The following is a 19,967-nucleotide window of genomic DNA, read 5'->3' as shown; positions in this document are numbered from 1 at the left end:
TGAGCGGATATTATGACTATGGAGAGAAATGGATTAAACGGGCCTAATGAGTTGTTACTTATTCTGGTTAGCCTTCCTTGGACGAAATTGATAAAATAAAATACAAAGGAGGTCCAACAATGAAAATTGCTTTTATCTCTGACATCCATGGAAATGCTGTTGCATTAGATGCTGTTTTGAAGGATATAGAAGCTAAAGATGTAGATCAGGTTGTAGTTCTTGGTGATTTATGTTATCGCGGACCTGAACCAAAGCGTGCCCTTGAGCTTGTTCAATCGTTGAACACAATGGTAGTTAAGGGGAATGCAGACGAATGGGTTGTGCGTGGCATTCGGGATGGAGAGGTTCCTGACCAGGCCATCGAAATGATGAGAACGGAGCAGCAATGGACGGTGGACAAGCTGTCAAATGAGGACATTACGTATCTTGAGAACCTCCCAACTGGTGCCACGATTGAACTAACTGATCAAATAAAAATTCACGTTTTCCATGCTACTCCGACAAGTCTTTTTGAAATGATAAAACCTACTGAAGCGGATGAAGTCGTGGAAGCCAATCTTATGAGTGAAGCATCAGCAGACCTTTATCTTTATGGCCACATTCATCTTCCTTATGTTCGCTACATAAATGGAAAAACAGTTGCAAACCTTGGAAGTGTGGGACTGCCGTTTGATGGCCTGAACCATGCGTCCTATCTTATTGCAGAGGGAGAGGGGGCAGACTTTACTGTTGGCATTCACCGTGTGAAATACGATGTGAGTCAGGTTATACAAAAGGTTAATGAGGCAGGGTATCCCAATCCTAATTTTATTAAGCAGGTTCTTGGGCAATAAAGCATCTATCTTAACCTCAGTTACGTGCAAGTGCCTGATATATTTTGGTGCAGTATTATAAACTGGAGAACATCTATTCAGGCATAAGCACATACGTAATCAACGAAAAAGCATGCATAATCCCAATGATTATACATGCTTTTTCTAGTCATGCAAGTTAGAAAACGAAATGTCCCCTTGTCTCATACTATTACTATTCACTATATTTTTTGAAGTAGTTATTCATCGCCTCTTTGATAAGCAAAGGAAGCTTATAGGAGTAATCCTGTTGTTCTCGTATTTGTACAGTCTCAGATAGTTTCAAAATACATGTGGATGTGCGATTCATCTGTCTTTTTAAAGTGAAATCTGACTCTCGGAGTTTTTGAGTGAGGTTATTCTTAAATGTAATCATGGAGTTGTAAAGTGTATTCTCTGAAGATAAAATCGGTTGAATATTTTTTACATGTCGGTAGAAAATCCATTCACAATCGATATGTTTAGGTGAGTGAGTAGGAAAAGTGTAAATCTTTCTGGAGATGCTGATATGTATGGGAACTTTTTGCTTGTACCCTGTATGATAAATAACAGTTTGCCTGTTGTTATTGTAGGTTTCCCCATTGTCAATACAGGCCTGCTGAATCATTTCAAAGGGTGGTTTCTTTACGTAAATTTTATGGTTGGGTTCGAATACTATACTATAAAAGTCTGGATGATCAATAGGTTTTATCATCATGGTCCTTTCACAAATGGAGTAATCAGATAAAAATTTCTCTTCCATACACATATCTCCTTTTCTTATATTATAATAGGGTTCAACTTGTCTTCTGTTTTGCCCAATCTTTCCTCACTATCAACAGATTAGCAGCAATCTTTAAAAAATAGAAATTATAAAAGTGAGTATTTTTGCATAAGTCTATTTTACTACTAATTAACTAAAAAAATCCATAAAATTTCTAAAATTTGTATAAAAGGTGAGTAATAAAAAACAACGTTAATTTTCCTATATTTTATGCTTTGTCCTTTTTATTGGATAAAATAAGAAAAGCAAAATGTTGGATTTTATGATATGATAAAAACTGATAAAGAATGACAAATGTGGAGGTTTTCATTATGGCTATTGAAGCGCATGGAGGAACGCTAATAAACAGAGAACTTCAGGGAAGTGAAAAAGAAGCTGCTCTACAAGAAGCGGAAAACTTAAAATCTTTAACACTCACGCCTTGGGCCATCTCAGACCTTGAATTGATAGGAATCGGTGGCTTTAGTCCGCTGAAAGGTTTTATGGGACAGGCTGATTATGAGAGTGTTGTTCAGAATACAAGACTTGCGGATGGAACCGTTTGGAGTATTCCGATTACGCTATCAGTAACCAATGAAGAGGCTGATGGGTATCAGATTGGCGAGGAAATTGCTCTTAAAGGTGAAGATGGTGTTATTTATGGTACGCTTACGTTAAAAGAAAAATTTACATATGACAAAAAGCTGGAAGCCCAAAATGTGTATGGCACGACAGACGAAGAACATGCCGGAGTGAAAAAGCTTTATGAGCGTGGTGATGTTTATCTTGGAGGTCCCATTACACTGTTAAATCGACCGGATCACGGTGATTTCACTGACTTTTACATGGATCCAAGTGAAACTCGTAAAATGTTTGAAGAGCTTGGCTGGGAAACGATTGTTGGCTTTCAAACACGTAATCCTGTCCACAGAGCCCATGAATATATTCAAAAGTGTGCACTTGAAGCAGTGGATGGCTTGCTGTTAAATCCGCTTGTAGGAGAAACCAAGTCTGATGATATTCCTGCAGATGTACGTATGGAGAGCTATCAGGTGATTTTGAAAAACTACTATCCGGAAGATCGCACTCGCCTTGTTATTTATCCAGCAGCTATGCGTTATGCAGGTCCTAAAGAAGCCATTCTTCATGCTATTGTGCGTAAAAACTATGGGTGTACTCACTTCATTGTTGGCCGTGACCATGCTGGAGTTGGCGATTATTACGGTACGTACGAAGCACAGGAATTTATCAGTCAATTTGAAGAAGAACTTGGAATTACGATTTTCAAATTTGAACATGCTTTCTACTGCACAAAATGTGAAAACATGGCAACAGCCAAAACTTGCCCGCATGACAAAGAAAATCATGTACACCTAAGTGGTACAAAGGTTCGTGGTTTATTGCGTAATGGCGAAAAACCACCAAAAGAATTCTCCCGTCCGGAAGTTGCAGCAGTATTGATAAAAGGGATGCAAGAATAGAAATCAAAAAAGCTACAGAAACAGCACATGTTTTTGTAGCTTTTTTCTTTTATGGAAAAAGATTTCGGAAAACAGTGAGAAATAAGGAATTGATCATCTAATAAAGTCATTAAAAACGTTGAAAATGCTGCTCCGGAATAGGTCGATCTATAAAATGAGCTCATTACAATTTGTTTTGCAGCTTGACTAATGAAAAAATTCATTTTTGCTTTTTTTCAGCTTATCTTTTGAAGTAGTGGGTACAATCTTTTTTCTGATATATTTTAAACCGGATATGGTAGCCAGAAGACCTAAGGATTCAAGCACCACTTTACCTCCTTCGACATTTTACATAGTAGTATTTCCAATGGTAAGAGATATATGAATGAACCCCGCCACTCTTTCAACAATATTCCTCAAGGAAGAACGTAAAGGTGAACCCCCACAGGCGTATGCCGAGGAGGCTCGCGGGGCCTCCCGTGGAAAGCAAGGGCTCTGGGGCGGAACTCAACTTCTCTGTTTAACAAAGCCTACAGTACACTGTTAAATAGGAAATAAATTATTGAGATTACACCAATAGTCATGTATTATAAAATTATGTTCTTTATAAAGTTCATGAGTTCTTTCTGCGAAAATCTGTGAATATATATTTAAATTATTGAAGCGATGAGACCTATGTCGTTTTATTTTTTACACCATTTGTTCTATATATAGATCAATACTAAATGGTAGAGGTACAATTTATGAATCTGGATTTCTGTCATCGCACAGATATCCTGGACAGTGAAACGGTTACGTGAACGGAACTAGAAGCTTGATTATATGGGCATTATCTCTCTTATTTCACATAATATTATTTTAAGAATACAATTCCACTGTAATTAAGCCGTTTCCACGGGTGCAACCCCCTAAAAATCAATCAAAGAAAAGACGAGGACAACTTCGATGGAAAAATTTTAAGGGTCAAAGGGTGGGTAAATATGAAGGTTATGATTGTTGGAGATGGTGGACATGGAAAGGTCATTCAGGATATTATTTCAGGATTTCATACGATAGAAATCAGGACTATTTTAGATGATCGTTATTCAAATGATTTTTTTCAAGATGGAAAGATGTATGGACCCATTTCCAGTTTTGATACATGGTGGCACCCCAATATGAAGGTCATGATTGCGATAAAGGATAATCAGGAACGGAAAAGAATCATGCATAAGCTGGGCTTATCCACCGAAAAATATTTAACTATCATTCATCCTTCTTCGATTATCAGTCCTACCGCTAAAATTGGACATGGTTCGGTGGTTATGGCAAATGCAGTTATTCAGGCTGATACAGTAATTGGCAATCATTGCATTATTAATACAGGAGCCATCGTGGAGCATGATAATGATGTGTGTGATTATACATATATTTCCCCTAATGCTGCTCTAAACGGAATGAATCTACTAGGCGAAGGTGTCCATGTTGGTGCCTCTGCTACCATTATTGTGGGTAAGAAATTGGGTGATTGGTCCATTATTGGTGCTGGAGCAACTGTTATTGAGGATGTCCCGAACCAGTGTACAGTGTTTGGAACACCAGCAAAAATTACTCTACCAAATAACCTTTAAAAGGAAGTAGTTGCATTCAGTTGTGTAAAAATTTTCCAGCCCTAAACAATACTCGTTTAGGGCCCTATGATGTGATTCATGCGACATGTAATTTTACTGTCACTTTATCCATATTGCTTATTCAACTCCTCATTTTTACGGTGGAAGAAAAATTCTCTAAATCCCTGAGTTAATAGATTGGCTTCATAGAATGTTTTCGATACAATATAATGGAAATATTAAGAAAAATCTTTACGGTTCGTTTTCTAAAGGAGTCGATAAGTAGATGAAAAAAGCATGGATTATTATCGGGATTATTTTTCTCTTTATTGGTGGAGCCTTTATAGGAGTTTATTATGGGTTGACGACTACTGCTGATGGTTCAGAGTCAGCGGATAATCAGGCTCAGGAAAAGATAGAAGAAGAACGAGAGGATATTAAAGGAACCATTACCGAAAAGGATCTGCAAACTTTTGCTGAACAATCACTAAATCCATTTGGAACAGAGGAAAAAAAGACGGAATTACGAGATGTACATTTTCAGGAATTTATACACGGCATGTCTCACCAAAAGGTTAAAGCGTCGAAAAAATGGGGGTTTTATGAATTGCATCCCAAGAGAGTGGAATGGCTGTTGAGTGCTCTGGATCAGGTAGAGGTCACTCATGAAGCTGTTTATCGAGATATTCTAGTTAAATGGAGTGAGAGGGATTTCACTGAAGTGGATCAAGATCATAATGCTATTTGGGAGCTTCAGAACGGTACGGTTGGGAAGGCAACAGGCATTTTAAGTGCTGAAGAAGAGCAGGCGTATATAGAGAGTCAGAAGTAAAAAAACGATCAAGAAAATGTCGGAAATGATCGATTGGTTCGACAATCTTTTGCTTTTATCTACACAATCTACTAAGTCTAACTTCTTATTTCAATAAAATTCTAGTTCAATAAACATCCTTCAAAAGATATGGGAAACGTCTATTTTTCAGGAAGTTTACTGAAAAACAAGGAAAAATTATGGTTTCTTTGCGAGCTATTATGACAAATTTCCATGTCTACTTCTATTAATCTATAAAAGAACCTAGTATTTTATAGAGGAGGATAAAAAGATATGAAAAGATTGTCAAAAGTAGTTGTTCCTACTACATTAGCATTCACGCTGTCGATGGCTGCAAGTGTTTCGGCAGATCCTCAGTCTATCCCCAATGGTCCCTATATCGAGGATGACCAAAACATTTCACTATCAAGCTACATGAGTAATGAAGAGTTATACGAAAAGCTTCAGCGGTTAGAAGAAAAATCAAAAGGAAAAATGCAGCTTGATATTGCTGGTTATTCAAACCAATCCCCGGACGGATATACAACAGATGAGGAGGAAGGTGAACCTCTATATGTTGTGAAATTTGGGGATAACTCTCCAGATAAGAAGAAAATTATGATAACAACACAAATCCATGGAAATGAACAAATCAGTACAGAGGCTGTTCTTGAGGTTATACAAAAGCTTTCTTCCAATGGAAAGGAAGTGAAAGAGATTTTAGATGAAGTATCCATATGGATTATGCCTCGTATCAATCCTGAAGGTGCAGATAATCAATATGAAGACAGTTGGTACCCGACTCGTTATACTCATCAAACGTGGAGTCCAGAAGAAATCGGATTACCAGCTGATACAGAATTCCCATGGTATTACAATGAAGATGGGAGCGAACGGGCTAAAAATAATGATGGACGAGTCGTATATGGAATTCCAGGATATGACCAAAACAGGGATTACAATCCAAACCTTGACTTTAAAATAGAAGATACAAGCAAAACAGAGGTTGCTGAATTTCTCAATAATGATGCAACAAATAATAGTGATTACGGTGGGTTATATGTAACAGCAGAAGCACGTACTGTGACGAGTGTATTTAAAGAATTTCAACCGGATGTCTATGTTGATGTACATCATCGTGGCTTTAATACACTTTCTGATGAGGATAATCGTAGTGTTCCTCTTCAAGTTGCAGCCGTTGTCGCAACAGAAAGCTATGAGGATCCATTTACTGGCAAATCCTATGAAGTGGATGAAGATGTACTTACTTTAGGTAAACAGATTAATGCACTTACAGTCAGGACTTTACAAAAGGGAAATTCCCATTTTGGAGCCATTCAAAAATATCCTGATGTAAACCTTCCTGGTACAGCTTTAGGAGCATTCGCATTGAATGATGCATCCATTATGTTAATGGAAATTAAAGGCCAAAGCCAAACGTTGGGCCAAAAACAAAATGGAATGCTAAAAGAAACCGTAACGAAACCATTATTTGAAGTATTTAAAGGACTAGCAGACGGTTCTATTCATGAAATAGATACTCAGATTTATGATGATATTCCGGAGTCTGCCAACCGGATTAGTGATCCGACGACTAGGGATGAGTAGAGTTAGAAGGCTTTTTTAGAGGAAGATCTTGTCATTGTTTTTATCTTATCCCCCTGCAGAAAATCATTATTCTCCAGGGGGATTTTTCTGTTATGGGTTCTTGTCTCACTAAACTGTAATAGTGAAAATCTGTAATACAAATCCTGCCTATTTTCAGGAATACTTTATGCGATTCTCATTATTTTTAATTTCCATTGGAATACTGTTAATCCTATCAATCCTTCTTTCCTGAAAAATTTCTTGAGTGTCTGACAGCTTTATAAAGCCGCTCGCAAGTTTTCTTTTAGAATGTCAACAAGGAATTGAAGTTCTTCTTTCGTAATGGATAATGGTGGTGACAACGTTATAATATTGTTATAGCCTGCTACAGTATCACTTGTCTTGCCAATAATTACTCCTTTTTCTTTGCAGCCTGCAACGACTTTAGCGGCACGATTTTCTTCAATCGGTTCTTTGGTTTGTTTATCTTTCACTAATTCGATTCCTGCAAGCAGCCCTTTTCTAGCACGGATATCTCCTATATTAGGGTGATCCCTTAAATCTTGAAGTTCCTCATTGAGCCATGTACCCAGTTCCTCTGAATTTTTCACTAAATTTTCTTCTTCCATAATCTCAAGGTTTTTAATGGCAACAGCACATGCTGCAGGACTGCCACCAAATGTATTTACGTGACGAAAATGATTATATTCGTCATCATTGGATATGAAAGCTTCATAGATTTCCCGCTTTACCGCTGTTGCTGCAAGAGGCATATAGGCGCTGGTCAGTCCCTTCGCCATCGTTACAATGTCTGGTTTTACACCGTAGTTCATAAATCCAAAGGGTTTACCGGTCCGGCCAAAGCCATTTATAACTTCATCCGATATCAATAATGCACCATGCTGATCACAAATTTCCCGAACGCGCTTCATGTACTGATCATGAGGAATCAGCACACCGCCTCCCGTTATAATGGGCTCCATGATGACTCCTGCAACGGTTTCTGGAATCTCCCAGGTGATGGTTTTATCAATTTCTTCAGCTGCTTGAATACAGCATTCACCATCTATACTTGAAAAAGGACTTCTATAACAATCAGGTGGAGAAACATGAACAAATCCTGAAGAAAGCGGTTCGTATCTATATGCTCGCTGATTCTGTCCCCCGGCAGCAAGTGTTGCAAAGGAATTTCCGTGATAAGAGCGGTAACGTGATATAAATTTATAACGATTAGGCTGTCCTGTTTGCTGATAGTACTGACGAGCTATTTTGAAGGCTGTTTCATTTGCTTCCGATCCGCTATTGGAATAAAAAATAACATATTCTTCACCCAGCCATTCGTTTAATTTTTCACTTAGCAGAATTCCTGGAATATGGCTCTGGGTCATTGGATAATAAGGCATCTCTTTCAGTTGTTTAGCGGAAGCATCGGCTAGTTCATCCCTTCCATAACCAACATTTACACACCATAGCCCTGCCAGACCGTCCATGTACTTATTGCCATTAACATCGGTAATCCACACGCCATCTGCTTTTGCACTAATTAAAGTACCCTCAGGATTGTATTTTTTCATTGCATGCCATAAATATTTCTCATCTTTTTCCAGTAACGATTTGCTTTCAGTACCAGTTTTCACTGTAAGACTCCCCTTCCATTAAATTTTAAAGAAAAAGCTGTTGGAATAGAATTTGTATGTGAAATTAATGGTCGGCAGAATAAGATATCTATAATTAATCATAGTTGTTTGAATATGTCAATAATTCTAAAAATACAAAAAATTAATTGACACTTTTTTGTTAAATCAATATACTTATGTTCAAACATTGTTTATCGGGAAGACGGATAAAAGTGAAAGCAAATTCATCATTACTTGAAGAAGAAATGTATTTTTTTAAGATATTTTTCCATTGGAGGGGTTTGAATGGGAGAAAATCAGAAACTGCTTCGAATTTTAGGAAATAAGGATGTACTTGCACTCGCTTTTGGTTCAATGATTGGCTGGGGCTGGGTTGTTACAACAGGCCTTTGGATTACAGAGGCTGGCTCAATTGGAGCCATCCTGGCATTTTTAATCGGGGGTGTTCTAGTTCTATTAGTAGGTCTTACATACGCTGAGTTAGCTTCCTCAATGCCCCTGGTTGGGGGAGAACATGTTTATACGTTTAAGGCTATGGGAAGAATTGCTTCGTTTATAGCTACATGGGCTATTATTTTTGGTTATGTTTCCGTTGTTGCTTTTGAGGCCGTTGCGTTTCCAACCGTCTTTGAATATCTGGTGCCAGATTTTAGTCAAGGGTATTTATATACGATTGCTGGATGGGATGTAACGGTTACGTGGGCAGGAATCGGGATTTTAGGATCTATTCTTATTGCATGGATTAATTATCGGGGCATTAAATTTACATCTGCTGTAACCTTCATTTTTATGCTTTTAATTATTTTATCAGGTATTTTATTAATTACAGGAGGTACAATGGCAGGTAATGTGCAAAGTATGCAGCCACTTTTTGAAGAAGGGATGGCGGGGATTTTAACAGTCGTTATTATGACACCGTTTATGTTTGTAGGTTTTGATGTTATCCCACAGACTGCTGAGGAAATTAATTTACCCAAAAAGAGAATTGGTCAACTATTGGTTTTTTCAGTCACTTTAGCGATTGTCTGGTATGTAGCAGTTATTTTCGGAGTATCCCGAGTTCTCAATCCATCAGCAATAGCTGAATCCAATCTTGTAACTGCCGATGCAATGGCCACAGCATTTGGCGGTAGTCAATTAATGGGGAATATTCTTGTTATTGGCGGTATTGGCGGAATATTAACGAGTTGGTTAGGATTTTATGTAGGAGGGAGCCGGGCAATTTTTGCTTTGGCAAGAGCCGGAATTTTACCAAAATCATTAGGGGAATTACACCCCAAATATAAGACACCTTATAAGGCTATTTTACTAATTGCCGTGTTATCCACAGCTGCTCCTTTATTAGGAAGACCTGCTCTCGCTTGGTTTGTTGATGCTGGTGGAATTGGTCTTGTTGTTGCCTGGCTGCTCGTTGCTATTTCATTTATTATGTTAAGAAAAAAATCTCCAGAGATGAACCGTCCATTTAAATTACCTGGTGGTTCTTTATTAGGATGGATTGCTGCAATCATGGCAGGTGGTGTGACCATCTTATATTTACCGGGTATGCCATCTGCACTAGGTGTTACAGAATGGATTATTGTTGGTTTTTGGACTTTGCTAGGTGTTATTTTATATAACTATTCAATCAGAAAGTACGGTAAAGACAATGCAGATAAACATATGAATGATGAAATCAATCGAATTGCTTGAAGCGTTCACAATGCTGGTTTCATTATTTAAGCTTGGAATAGAGTTCACCTCATCATCTATTCCAAGCTTTTTATTTAGGCTCTGTTAAACATAGGTGTTGATTTCCGCTGGCGGTCTGGGAGCCTCCTTCGCATACGCCTTAGGGGGGTTCCGTATACCACTCTTCCCCGCGTACTTCTGTTCCAATCAGCTGGGCGGAAAATCAACAATAAGCTTTAAGACTACCTTTATCTAATATAGGATTTCTAAGAGTTTCTAAAAGAAAATATGCTGAGATCTATAATGGACACTAGCATCCTGATTGGCTTAGCTAATGGGCTATGGGCAACACTCCAATGATTGACGTTTAACTTTATCCGAATAGACCCTGATTTATAAAATAATACAGATTTTTTTAAATGGATGGGGGTATCATGAATGAAAATTCTTGCCTATGAACGAGTGGAGAAACCTGTATTGGATGGATTGAAAAACGATTATGAGGTTCGCTTTTTTAAAGATATTAATCCCCATAAAGACGCGGAATTTCTGGAATTCCTTTCTAATGCACACGGAATTATTGGATTGGAGCTGGTTGTAAATAAACAGCTTTTGGAAAAAGCACCGAATCTAAAAATCGTATCCAACGTTTCGGTTGGATACAACAATCTAGATATTCCCGAATTGACAAAACGTAATATACTGGCAACGAATACACCAGGTATATTGACAAATACTGTTGCTGATACAGCGTTAGGACTAATTATTTCTGCTGCCAGGAGAATTCCTGAATTGGATCAATTTGTGAAAACCGGGAAATGGACTAAAACCTTATCAGAAGACTACTACGGAACCGATGTGCATCATAAAAAGCTTGGCATCATAGGTATGGGAAGGATTGGAACCAAGATAGCCAAGCGTGCACATTTTGGACTTGATATGGATGTTTTATACTACAGCCGTACACGAAAATCAGATGTGGAATCGAGATACAACGCTACCTATATGGAACTGGATAACTTATTAATTCATTCTGATTTTATCTGTCTGATTACACCACTATCCAAAGAAACAGAAGGTATGATAGGAAAAAGAGAGTTTCAATTAATGAAGAAATCCGCTATTTTTATCAATGTTTCACGGGGAAAAACGATTGTGGAGCAGGATTTAATAGATGCATTAAAAAATAAAGATATTCGGGCTGCAGGATTGGATGTTTATGAGCAGGAACCGGTTGATGCGAATAGTGAACTGCTTAAAATGAACAACGTTGTTACTTTACCGCATATTGGATCTTCCACTTATGAGACAGAATTAAAAATGTCGCAATTAGCAGATGAAAACCTAAGAGCAGGTTTAAGTGGATTAAAACCTCCAAATCTACTGAACCCTGAAGTTTGGGAAAAATTAAAATGATAGTCCTTCTGTTTATTTGGAAGAATAGATTTTAAGAATATTTTTATTTGGTGATTAGTACATGAACGGTCTCTCCTAATTTACATCGTTTTTTAAAATTTTCAAAAAACCTATTGCATAAATATTAATAAATAAGTATAATTATCCGAAAAATTAAAAATATTAGGAGTGAAGGATTTTGAGGGTTGGAATTATTGGCGCAAATGGCTATAGCGGAATTGAATTGATACGGCTTCTTCATGAACATCCACATGTGACACTAAATCTTATTGTTTCACATTCAACAAGTGGAACCCCGATAACGGAATTATATCCACATCTACAAGCCATTTATGAAGAGCAACTTGAAGCTTTAGATGTAGATAAGGTGGCAAGCCAAGTGGACTTTCTCTTTTTTGCCACGCCGGCACGGGTAAGCAAGGATTGGCTACCCTCTTTCACCCAGAAGGGAATCCCTTGCATTGATATTTCTGGCGATTTTCGGCTGAATAATCCAGACGTTTACAAACAATGGTATCAGGCGGAGCATACAAATGCAGAATATTTGTCAGAAGCTGTATACGGATTGGCTGATGTATATCCAGAAGCCATCAAGCATGCACAGGTAATTGCCAACCCCGGATGCTATGCTACGGCAGCCTTATTGGCTCTTATTCCATTAGTGGAGAAGAAACTTATATCGACAAAATCTATTATTATAGATGGGAAGTCTGGTGTATCTGGAGCAGGTCGTAAGCCTTCTCTTACAACACTCTTTGGAGAAGTGAATGAAAATGTAAAAGCTTATAGACTCGGTAAGCATCAGCATATACCGGAAATGGAGCAGATTCTTACTGAAGTTAGTGGGGATACGGTACAAGTCACCTTTTCGACCCATCTTATCCCAATGACGCGAGGAATTATGTGTACGATTTATGCAGATTTACAAGAAACTATAACTACTGATGATCTTATTCATGCCTATGACATGTACTATGATCACACGCCTTTTATTAGAGTGCGTCCAGAGGGAAGCTTGCCTTCTACCAAGGAGGTCTATGGTTCGAATTATTGTGATCTTGGTGTAACGGTAGATAAGCGTACTGGAAAGCTTACGATTGTATCAGTCATTGATAATGTGGTTAAAGGTGCCTCAGGTCAGGCAGTTCAGAATATGAATCTAGTAAACGGCTGGGATATAGATGAAGGTCTTAAGTATTCCCCCGTTTATCCATAATTGAAACCAAAAAAAGTAATACAACTTTTGTGAGGAGAGGTGAGAGAACGGTGAGCACATTTTATGAGGTGGCAGAAAAACTGGAGCATCTCCATGTGTTAGAAACGGGAAGTGTAACCACTCCTAAAGGATACACGGCTGGAGGATTACACTGTGGAATACGATTTAAACAAAAAGATTTAGGCTGGGTTTATTCTGAGGTTCCTGCAGAAGCTGCTGGTGTCTATACAACCAATTTGATTAAAGGTGCCCCATTACACGTCACTCAGGATAGTATCGCTCAGGAAGGTAAACTTCAGGGGATTATTGTAAATTCAGGTAAGGCCAATACATGTACTGGAGAACAGGGCATTCAGGATGCCTATGAAATGCGCAAAAACTTTACTGATATGTTAAACATTAAAGAGCATTATGGTGCGGTCGTTTCTACGGGTGTAATCGGGGAGCTATTGCCAATGGAAAAAGTTAATTCGGGAATTAGCCAGATTCCTGCAGCCATTAAGAAAAATGAACCCAACCACTTTGAGAAGGCAATATTAACTACGGATACGTTCACAAAAAATGTAGCGGTTCAAATGAATATAGGTGGGAAAACCATCTCGATTGGTGGAGCTGCAAAGGGATCGGGCATGATTCATCCAAATATGGCAACCATGCTTAGTTTTATTACAACAGACGCGAATGTCCCTCACTCAGATTTACATGCAGCCTTAAAAGAAGTCACCGATGAAACCTTTAATTGTATTTCCGTAGATGGGGATACGAGTACCAATGATATGGTGCTGTTATTAGCCAACGGTCTAGCCCAAAACGACCTCTTAACGAAGGACCACTTGGAATGGCAGACTTTTGTTGAGGGACTTCGCTTTGTCTGTGAGTCGTTAGCCAAGCAGATTGCAAGAGACGGAGAAGGTGCTACGAAGCTGATTGAGGTGCAGGTAAGTGGTCTTGAGGATGACCATGTGGCTCGCCAAATTGCTAAAAGTATTATTTCATCTAATTTGGTCAAAACAGCAATTCATGGTGAGGACCCAAATTGGGGACGAATTGTTTGTTCTGTTGGATATAGTGGTACCCCATTGAATCCTGATGATTTGACCGTTTCTATTGGCCCGGTCAAGGTTGTGGAAAATGGACTGCCTCTACCATATGATGAAGGTAAAGCTACACAAGAATTGAAGGAGGAGCATGTCACACTTTTTGTTGATTTTAATCAAGGAGTAGGAAGAGGAAACGCGTGGGGCTGCGATTTATCCTATGAATATGTACGAATTAACGCATCTTATCGAACATAGGTGGTGCTGAGTATGAATACCGTGATTATTAAATTCGGAGGAAGTGTATTAGAAGAACTCCCTTCTGCGTTTTATCAGGATGTCGTCAAATTACAGGAAAGCAAGGAATGGCAACCGATTATTGTTCATGGTGGAGGCCCGCTGATCACCCAGATGCTTTCGGACTTAGCCGTTGAAACGACTTTTGTAAATGGGATGAGGAAAACGACAAGTGAGGTCCTTGATGTTGTGGAAATGGTATTGAGTGGAAAGGTGAATAAACAAGTGGTACGAAACATTAAGCAGGCTGGTGGGCGAGCCATCGGGATAAGCGGTGTTGACGGTGATTTATTACAAGCCAAACAAGTAGAGAATAGGAAGCTGGGCTTGGTTGGGCAAGTAGAATCAGTTAATAAAGATGTATTACAACCCCTTATCCAGGATAATTTGATTCCTGTCATCTCACCTTTAGGTATTGGATCCAATGGCGAACGGTATAACATCAATGGTGACATAGCTGCAGCTGCAATTGCCAAAGCTTTAGGAGGTAAGCTCTGTTTTGTCAGTAATATTCCAGGGATATATCGAGAGGAGAATGGTGTTAAAAGAGTACTGACACATATATCGGAGGCTGAAGCTAAAGGAATGATTGAAGAGGGAGTGATAAAAGAGGGAATGATTCCTAAAATCCAATCCGCCTTTGATGCTCTGATGTATAAAGTACCGAAAGTCGTCATATTAGATGGTACAGAGAAGGATAGTCTTATTTCTTTTAGTGAGGGGCGCTCAGTTGGAACTCAGGTAGTGTTGTAATTTTATAGAGAAAATTTGAAGATTATAAGTCTTAAAATTTAGTAAATATGTTAGAATACGAGGAGAAAGAAAGATACAAAAAGTTCCAGGTGTTTGGATCAAGTACAGCTTCTTCGAAAGGGGGAGTTCGGGAATGATTGATCCTGAAAATATTTCTTTCAAATCTTTCGTGGTCGGTGGGACGATAGGTGCGTTTTTAGGCTTAATTGTGGGCTTTTTGTAATCTTTCAACAGTCAAATCTATTTACCAGGAGCTTCTATTTTCTCAAATGAGCAGGCAGAGGGAAATGAGCTGAGCTAGTGCGGGTGATTACAAATTGATAATAATGGATTTGCCAGTAAATAGGAGTTTCAGGGAAGGAATCCGAACTCCTATTTTTTTATTTTTCTGAATTTAATCTTGATAAATCAAGGAAACTAGTTTACACTTTTGTTATCGCTAACAATTATTGAGGAGGTGTATTATGCTAAAGGGAATCCCAAAGGTTATTTCTCCTGATTTAATGAAAGCGCTATTATCAATGGGTCATGGAGATGAGATTGTACTGGCAGATGGGAATTTTCCAGCCGAGACCTATTCGCAGCGAGTAGTAAGGGCAGATGGACATCAAACATTAGATTTATTAAACGGAATTATGAAGTTTTTTCCTTTGGATACATATAGTACACATGCTGTTTCACTCATGCAGGTTGTGGAAGGGGATAACGTAAAGCCGACGATTTGGGAAGAATATCTGTCTGTTATTCAAAAATATGAACCTCAGTTTAAAAAATTTCAATTTCTGGATCGATATGACTTTTATGAGCGTTCAAAACAGGCATTTGCTGTTGTTTCCTCTGGAGAAGAGGCATTGTACGCAAATATGATTATTAAAAAAGGAGTCGTTACAGATGATGGGATAGGAAATCGGTAAGCGACTTGCTTTCAGAGGGAGGATAACATAATGACCAGATTTTTGTTAGCGCATGACATTGGTACAACAGGGAATAAAGCGACTTTATATAGTCAATACGGGGAGTTAATAGCTAGTATAAGCTACAAGTACCCCACTTATTATCCTGAAGTGGGTTGGGCTGAACAGGAACCTGAAGATTGGTGGCAAGCTGTTTGTGTATCAACCAAACAACTCATTGAGCAAAGCGGTATCCGTACCAGTCAAATTGAAAGCGTTTCCTTTAGTGCGCAAATGCAGGGAGTTGTTTCAGTAGATTACAATGGAAACCTCCTACGTAAAGCCATAATCTGGGCTGATATGCGTGCTGAACAGGAAGCTGATCATCTCCGTCATAGATTAGGTTTAGAAAAAGTTTATCAAATTACGGGTCATCGAATTAGTTCTTCTTACTCTGGATCAAAAATTGTGTGGATTAAAAATCATCAGCCTGAAATTTATCAAGCTACTTATAAGCATTTACATGTCAAAGATTATCTTATATATAAACTGACAGGTAAATTCGGAACAGACTTTTCTGATGCGAGCGGTATGAATTTGCTGGATATTTCGAATAAAAAGTGGTCAGAAGAAATTATTGAAGAGTGGGAAATCGACATTGACAAGCTTCCCGATCTGTACCCTTCATCACACATAATTGGAGAAGTGACCTCGAAGGCTGCGGAAGAGACAGGTTTATCTCCTGATACTCCTGTTGTTATGGGCGGTGGTGATGGAAGTTGTGCTGCAGTAGGTGCAGGCATTGTTGATGAGGGCGACATCTTCAATTATATTGGTTCCTCATCCTGGATTTCATTAAGTAGTACAGAACCGATTTACGATAAAGAAATGAGGACCTTTACTTTTGTTCATCTGGATGATTGTAAATATTTGCCATGTGGTACGATGCAGGCTGCCGGTGCTTCCTTCCAGTGGATGGGAGACAGGATTTTCCGTAATGAGGAGAATCACCTAGAGCCAAATGAGACCATCTATGATCTGATGAACAGAGAGGCATCTACATCTCAGCCTGGTTCCAATCAGTTACTTTTTTTACCTTATATGATGGGAGAGCGTTCACCCTGGTGGAATCCTAAGGCAAAAGGTGCATTTATCGGATTAAATATTAAACATAATCGAGGGGACATGGTCCGGGCAATACTTGAGGGAATTACGATGAATTTACGAGTTATATTAGATACTTTTAGAGAAAATGGAGTTCGTGCTAAAGATATGTGGGTTTTCGGAGGTGGAGCAACAAGTTCTCTTTGGAGACAAATGCTAGCGGACATATACGGTGTCAACATTCGAATTCCTCAATTATTAGATGAGATTACCTCAATGGGCGCTGCCATAGCTGGTGGAGTAGGTACAGGATTAATTAAGGATTTCAGTGTATCCAAGAAATGGGTTCAACAACAACATCATTATACTCCAAATCAGGACAACTTAGAGGTTTACAATAAAGTGTATCCATTATTTGTAAAGTCGTATAAAAGTTTGGTTCCAATCTATAAGGAGTTAAGTAAATAATTGGATAATCAGGAGGAATCCGTATGGAATTATATTTAGATTCAGCAAATACAGAAGAAATTCAAAAAGTATCAAGACTTCAATTTTTAGATGGAATTACGACCAATCCAAGTATTATTGCTAAACAAAGCGAATCCTTCGAAACCAAAATCAAGCAAATTGGAAGGCTAATAGATGGTAAGGTGTGGTGTCAGGTAACAGGTGAGAATGCTGAAGAAATGTACCATCAAGCCATTGAAATGAGTGGCTGGACAAAGGATACAGTTATTAAAATTCCTATGAATTTTGAGGGGCTGGTAGCAGCTGGTGAACTTGTTAAAAAGAACATTGAAGTGAATTTCACCCTTGTTTATTCGCTCTCACAAGTGATTCTGGCGGCAAAGGCAAACGTAGCCTATATCAGTCCTTATGTAGGCAGAACCGACAATTATAGTCTGGATGGAAAAAGATTTATTAAAGAGGCTAAATCTGTCTTTCAAAATCTAAACTCTTCAACCAAAATAATAGGTGCAAGCATTAAAAGTCCTCAAACGGTTGTCGATTTAGTTCATGCAGGTGCAGATGCGGTGACGATGTCTTATGATGTATTGAATAAGATGTTTCAATCTCCTCTTACGGATATGGGGTTAGATCAATTTAACGAGGACTGGCAAAACTATATCCAAAACAAATAGTTTTAATATTAAAAATTTTACAAAAATATATTGATTTTTTCCTGCTTATTCGCTATAATTTATGGCAACAATCGAATACGTACTAAAGTACTATGAAAGTGCTTACAAACGCTGTGTGAAGATGATCTGAAATGAAAACTTTTGTAGACTATGAAATCTATGTGGGTGGTTTTCAGTTGTTTTTTTACCTCATTTTGTTACCGATAACAATATATGTGAGAGAAGGTGATAGCGGTGAGTTTATTAACAATGAAGGGAATTTATAAAGGCTTTCCCGGTGTGCAAGCTCTGACTAATGTTCAGCTTGAGTTAAAGGCAGGTGAGATTCACGCTCTTGTTGGTGAAAATGGAGCAGGTAAGTCAACGTTAATGAAGATATTAACCGGAATTTATGAAAAGGATGAGGGAAAGGTTATTTATCAGGGTGAAGAAATAAATGTAGCCAATACGAAGGAAGCACAAGAGTTGGGAATTAGTATTATCCATCAGGAATTAAATTTGGCACAGGATTTAACAGTTGCCCAAAACATTTTTATCGGAAGAGAACCTCGAAAATTTTTCAAACTATTTGTAGATGAAAAGAAACTTAATCAAGAAGCGAGAGAGTTATTTGAGCAATTAAATCTTAATCTGGATCCTACTGAATATATTTCCAATCTATCGGTAGCTCAACAGCAAATGGTTGAAATTGCTAAAGCACTTTCCTTTCAATCGAAAGTACTTGTAATGGATGAACCAACAGCAGCTCTGACGGATTCTGAAATTAAAACACTTTTTAAAATCGTTGAGCAATTAAAACAGGATGGAGTCGGGATTATCTATATTTCCCACCGAATGGAAGAATTAAAAAGGGTTACAGACCGTATAACAGTTATGCGTGACGGTGAATATATCGACACCGTGGACACAGATGAGACAACAATTGATAAAATTATTTCTCTTATGGTTGGAAGGGAAATCTATGAATCATCAGAGCCAAAATCAATAACCGGTTCTAATGAAGTCTTGCTTGAGGTAAAAAATCTCAATCGTGAGGGAGTACTTAAAGACATTAATTTTCAATTGAAAAAAGGTGAAATACTGGGATTTGCCGGGCTGATGGGAGCTGGAAGAACAGAAGTAGCAAGAGCCATTTTTGGGGCAGATTCAATCGATTCCGGTGAGATTTACCGAAATGGAAAACAAGTAAAAATAAAATCACCTAAGGAAGCTGTTAAACATGGAATTGGCTATTTATCCGAGGATCGAAAACGGTTCGGACTAATGCTTGATATGGACGTCAAAACAAATATTGGTATTGCGAGTATGGATTCATTTGTTGGTAGTGTGGGCTTGACAAAACAAAAAGCTATGGAGCAGCAGTCAAAAGAAATGGTAGAACAGCTGAATATTAAAACGCCAAGTGTAAACCAGGAAGTAAGGCTTCTTTCAGGTGGAAATCAGCAGAAAGTGGTTATTGGAAAATGGCTAACCAGAGATTCCGACATTTTAATATTTGATGAACCTACTAGAGGTATTGATATAGGTGCTAAAGGTGAAATTTATAAACTGTTAAATGATCTTGCAGCACAAGGAAAAGCGATTATCATGATTTCCTCTGAACTTCCGGAAATCTTACGGATGAGCCACCGTGTAATTGTTATGTGTGAAGGGAGAATAACTGGAGAACTCAAAAATGAAAGCGCTACACAAGAAGAGATTATGACGTACGCAACACAAAGAATTGGTTAACACAACACTACAAACATATTGGGGGTTTAA

16 protein-coding genes are annotated in these 19,967 nt (G+C 38.3%); 14 read left to right on the top strand and 2 right to left on the bottom strand.

The annotated features are described in order from the left end of the window. Positions 1-119 precede the first annotated feature (119 nt). Positions 120-833 carry a metallophosphoesterase family protein gene (locus tag BMX63_RS01880; protein ID WP_093131387.1) on the top strand — a complete coding sequence of 238 codons (714 nt, stop codon included), beginning with the start codon at positions 120-122 and terminating at the stop codon, positions 831-833. Between the two features lie 193 nt (positions 834-1,026). Here the strand turns inward: BMX63_RS01880 and BMX63_RS01875 are convergent, their stop codons facing one another. Continuing rightward, complete coding sequence (locus BMX63_RS01875; protein ID WP_177167128.1) at positions 1,027-1,593, bottom strand: competence protein ComK; 567 nt, start codon at positions 1,591-1,593, stop codon at positions 1,027-1,029. Positions 1,594-1,925: 332 nt separating this feature from the next. On the opposite strand from BMX63_RS01875, the gene sat reads away from it, so the two are divergent. From sat to BMX63_RS01855, 4 genes are all read left to right on the top strand, one after another. Then, positions 1,926-3,074: a sulfate adenylyltransferase gene (sat, locus tag BMX63_RS01870; protein ID WP_093131382.1), complete on the top strand. Its 1,149-nt coding sequence runs from the start codon at positions 1,926-1,928 to the stop codon at positions 3,072-3,074. A gap of 959 nt (positions 3,075-4,033) precedes the next feature. Further along, positions 4,034-4,663, top strand: coding sequence for an acetyltransferase (locus BMX63_RS01865; protein ID WP_093131380.1), 630 nt, complete (start codon positions 4,034-4,036; stop codon positions 4,661-4,663). A gap of 265 nt (positions 4,664-4,928) precedes the next feature. Next, entirely contained in the window at positions 4,929-5,474 is a 546-nt protein-coding gene (locus BMX63_RS01860; protein ID WP_093131378.1) for a DUF6241 domain-containing protein, read from the top strand. Between the two features lie 273 nt (positions 5,475-5,747). Further along, positions 5,748-7,061 carry a M14 family zinc carboxypeptidase gene (locus tag BMX63_RS01855; RefSeq protein WP_093131376.1) on the top strand — a complete coding sequence of 438 codons (1,314 nt, stop codon included), beginning with the start codon at positions 5,748-5,750 and terminating at the stop codon, positions 7,059-7,061. 257 nt (positions 7,062-7,318) lie between these two features. Here BMX63_RS01855 and BMX63_RS01850 read toward each other — a convergent pair whose 3' ends face one another. Then, positions 7,319-8,677 (bottom strand): aspartate aminotransferase family protein, encoded by a 1,359-nt coding sequence (locus BMX63_RS01850; RefSeq protein ID WP_093131374.1) that lies wholly within the window; start codon positions 8,675-8,677, stop codon positions 7,319-7,321. Positions 8,678-8,962: 285 nt separating this feature from the next. Between BMX63_RS01850 and BMX63_RS01845 the strand changes: the two genes are divergently transcribed. The 9 genes from BMX63_RS01845 (at position 8,963) to BMX63_RS01805 (ending at position 19,937) form a co-directional block, all read left to right on the top strand. Beyond that, entirely contained in the window at positions 8,963-10,369 is a 1,407-nt protein-coding gene (locus BMX63_RS01845) for an APC family permease (RefSeq protein WP_093131372.1), read from the top strand. A 417-nt stretch (positions 10,370-10,786) separates the two neighbouring features. Further along, the gene (locus BMX63_RS01840; protein WP_093131371.1) at positions 10,787-11,764 is read left to right on the top strand and encodes a 2-hydroxyacid dehydrogenase; all 978 of its coding nucleotides are present in this window, start codon (positions 10,787-10,789) and stop codon (positions 11,762-11,764) included. A gap of 175 nt (positions 11,765-11,939) precedes the next feature. Continuing rightward, positions 11,940-12,980 carry an N-acetyl-gamma-glutamyl-phosphate reductase gene (argC, locus tag BMX63_RS01835; protein WP_177167145.1) on the top strand — a complete coding sequence of 347 codons (1,041 nt, stop codon included), beginning with the start codon at positions 11,940-11,942 and terminating at the stop codon, positions 12,978-12,980. A 50-nt stretch (positions 12,981-13,030) separates the two neighbouring features. Next, positions 13,031-14,275, top strand: coding sequence for a bifunctional ornithine acetyltransferase/N-acetylglutamate synthase (gene argJ / locus BMX63_RS01830; RefSeq protein ID WP_245732675.1), 1,245 nt, complete (start codon positions 13,031-13,033; stop codon positions 14,273-14,275). 12 nt (positions 14,276-14,287) lie between these two features. Further along, positions 14,288-15,067 carry an acetylglutamate kinase gene (argB, locus tag BMX63_RS01825; protein ID WP_093131367.1) on the top strand — a complete coding sequence of 260 codons (780 nt, stop codon included), beginning with the start codon at positions 14,288-14,290 and terminating at the stop codon, positions 15,065-15,067. 464 nt (positions 15,068-15,531) lie between these two features. After that, entirely contained in the window at positions 15,532-15,981 is a 450-nt protein-coding gene (locus BMX63_RS01820; protein ID WP_093131365.1) for an RbsD/FucU family protein, read from the top strand. Positions 15,982-16,011: 30 nt separating this feature from the next. Beyond that, positions 16,012-17,532 (top strand): xylulokinase, encoded by a 1,521-nt coding sequence (xylB, locus tag BMX63_RS01815; protein ID WP_093131363.1) that lies wholly within the window; start codon positions 16,012-16,014, stop codon positions 17,530-17,532. 23 nt (positions 17,533-17,555) lie between these two features. After that, on the top strand, positions 17,556-18,206 hold the full coding sequence (locus BMX63_RS01810; RefSeq protein ID WP_093131361.1) for a transaldolase family protein: 651 nt from the start codon (positions 17,556-17,558) through the stop codon (positions 18,204-18,206). Between the two features lie 249 nt (positions 18,207-18,455). Next, positions 18,456-19,937 (top strand): sugar ABC transporter ATP-binding protein, encoded by a 1,482-nt coding sequence (locus tag BMX63_RS01805; protein ID WP_177167144.1) that lies wholly within the window; start codon positions 18,456-18,458, stop codon positions 19,935-19,937. Positions 19,938-19,967: the final 30 nt, after the last annotated feature.

This window comes from Salinibacillus kushneri (assembly GCF_900111405.1).
GTDB classification, from domain to species: domain Bacteria; phylum Bacillota; class Bacilli; order Bacillales; family Alkalibacillaceae; genus Salinibacillus; species Salinibacillus kushneri.
Note: the sequence above shows the minus strand (reverse complement) of the source record. Positions and strands in the feature narration are given on the sequence as shown.

Coding starts and splice junctions, on each gene's coding strand:
- BMX63_RS01880 (WP_093131387.1), top strand. CDS start 120: ATGAAAATTGCTTTTATCTCTGACATCCATGGAAATGCTGTTGCATTA.
- BMX63_RS01845 (WP_093131372.1), top strand. CDS start 8,963: ATGGGAGAAAATCAGAAACTGCTTCGAATTTTAGGAAATAAGGATGTA.
- BMX63_RS01820 (WP_093131365.1), top strand. CDS start 15,532: ATGCTAAAGGGAATCCCAAAGGTTATTTCTCCTGATTTAATGAAAGCG.
- BMX63_RS01865 (WP_093131380.1), top strand. CDS start 4,034: ATGAAGGTTATGATTGTTGGAGATGGTGGACATGGAAAGGTCATTCAG.
- BMX63_RS01840 (WP_093131371.1), top strand. CDS start 10,787: ATGAAAATTCTTGCCTATGAACGAGTGGAGAAACCTGTATTGGATGGA.
- BMX63_RS01855 (WP_093131376.1), top strand. CDS start 5,748: ATGAAAAGATTGTCAAAAGTAGTTGTTCCTACTACATTAGCATTCACG.
- BMX63_RS01805 (WP_177167144.1), top strand. CDS start 18,456: ATGAAGGGAATTTATAAAGGCTTTCCCGGTGTGCAAGCTCTGACTAAT.
- xylB (WP_093131363.1), top strand. CDS start 16,012: ATGACCAGATTTTTGTTAGCGCATGACATTGGTACAACAGGGAATAAA.
- argB (WP_093131367.1), top strand. CDS start 14,288: ATGAATACCGTGATTATTAAATTCGGAGGAAGTGTATTAGAAGAACTC.
- BMX63_RS01810 (WP_093131361.1), top strand. CDS start 17,556: ATGGAATTATATTTAGATTCAGCAAATACAGAAGAAATTCAAAAAGTA.
- BMX63_RS01875 (WP_177167128.1), bottom strand. CDS start 1,593: ATGGAAGAGAAATTTTTATCTGATTACTCCATTTGTGAAAGGACCATG.
- sat (WP_093131382.1), top strand. CDS start 1,926: ATGGCTATTGAAGCGCATGGAGGAACGCTAATAAACAGAGAACTTCAG.
- BMX63_RS01860 (WP_093131378.1), top strand. CDS start 4,929: ATGAAAAAAGCATGGATTATTATCGGGATTATTTTTCTCTTTATTGGT.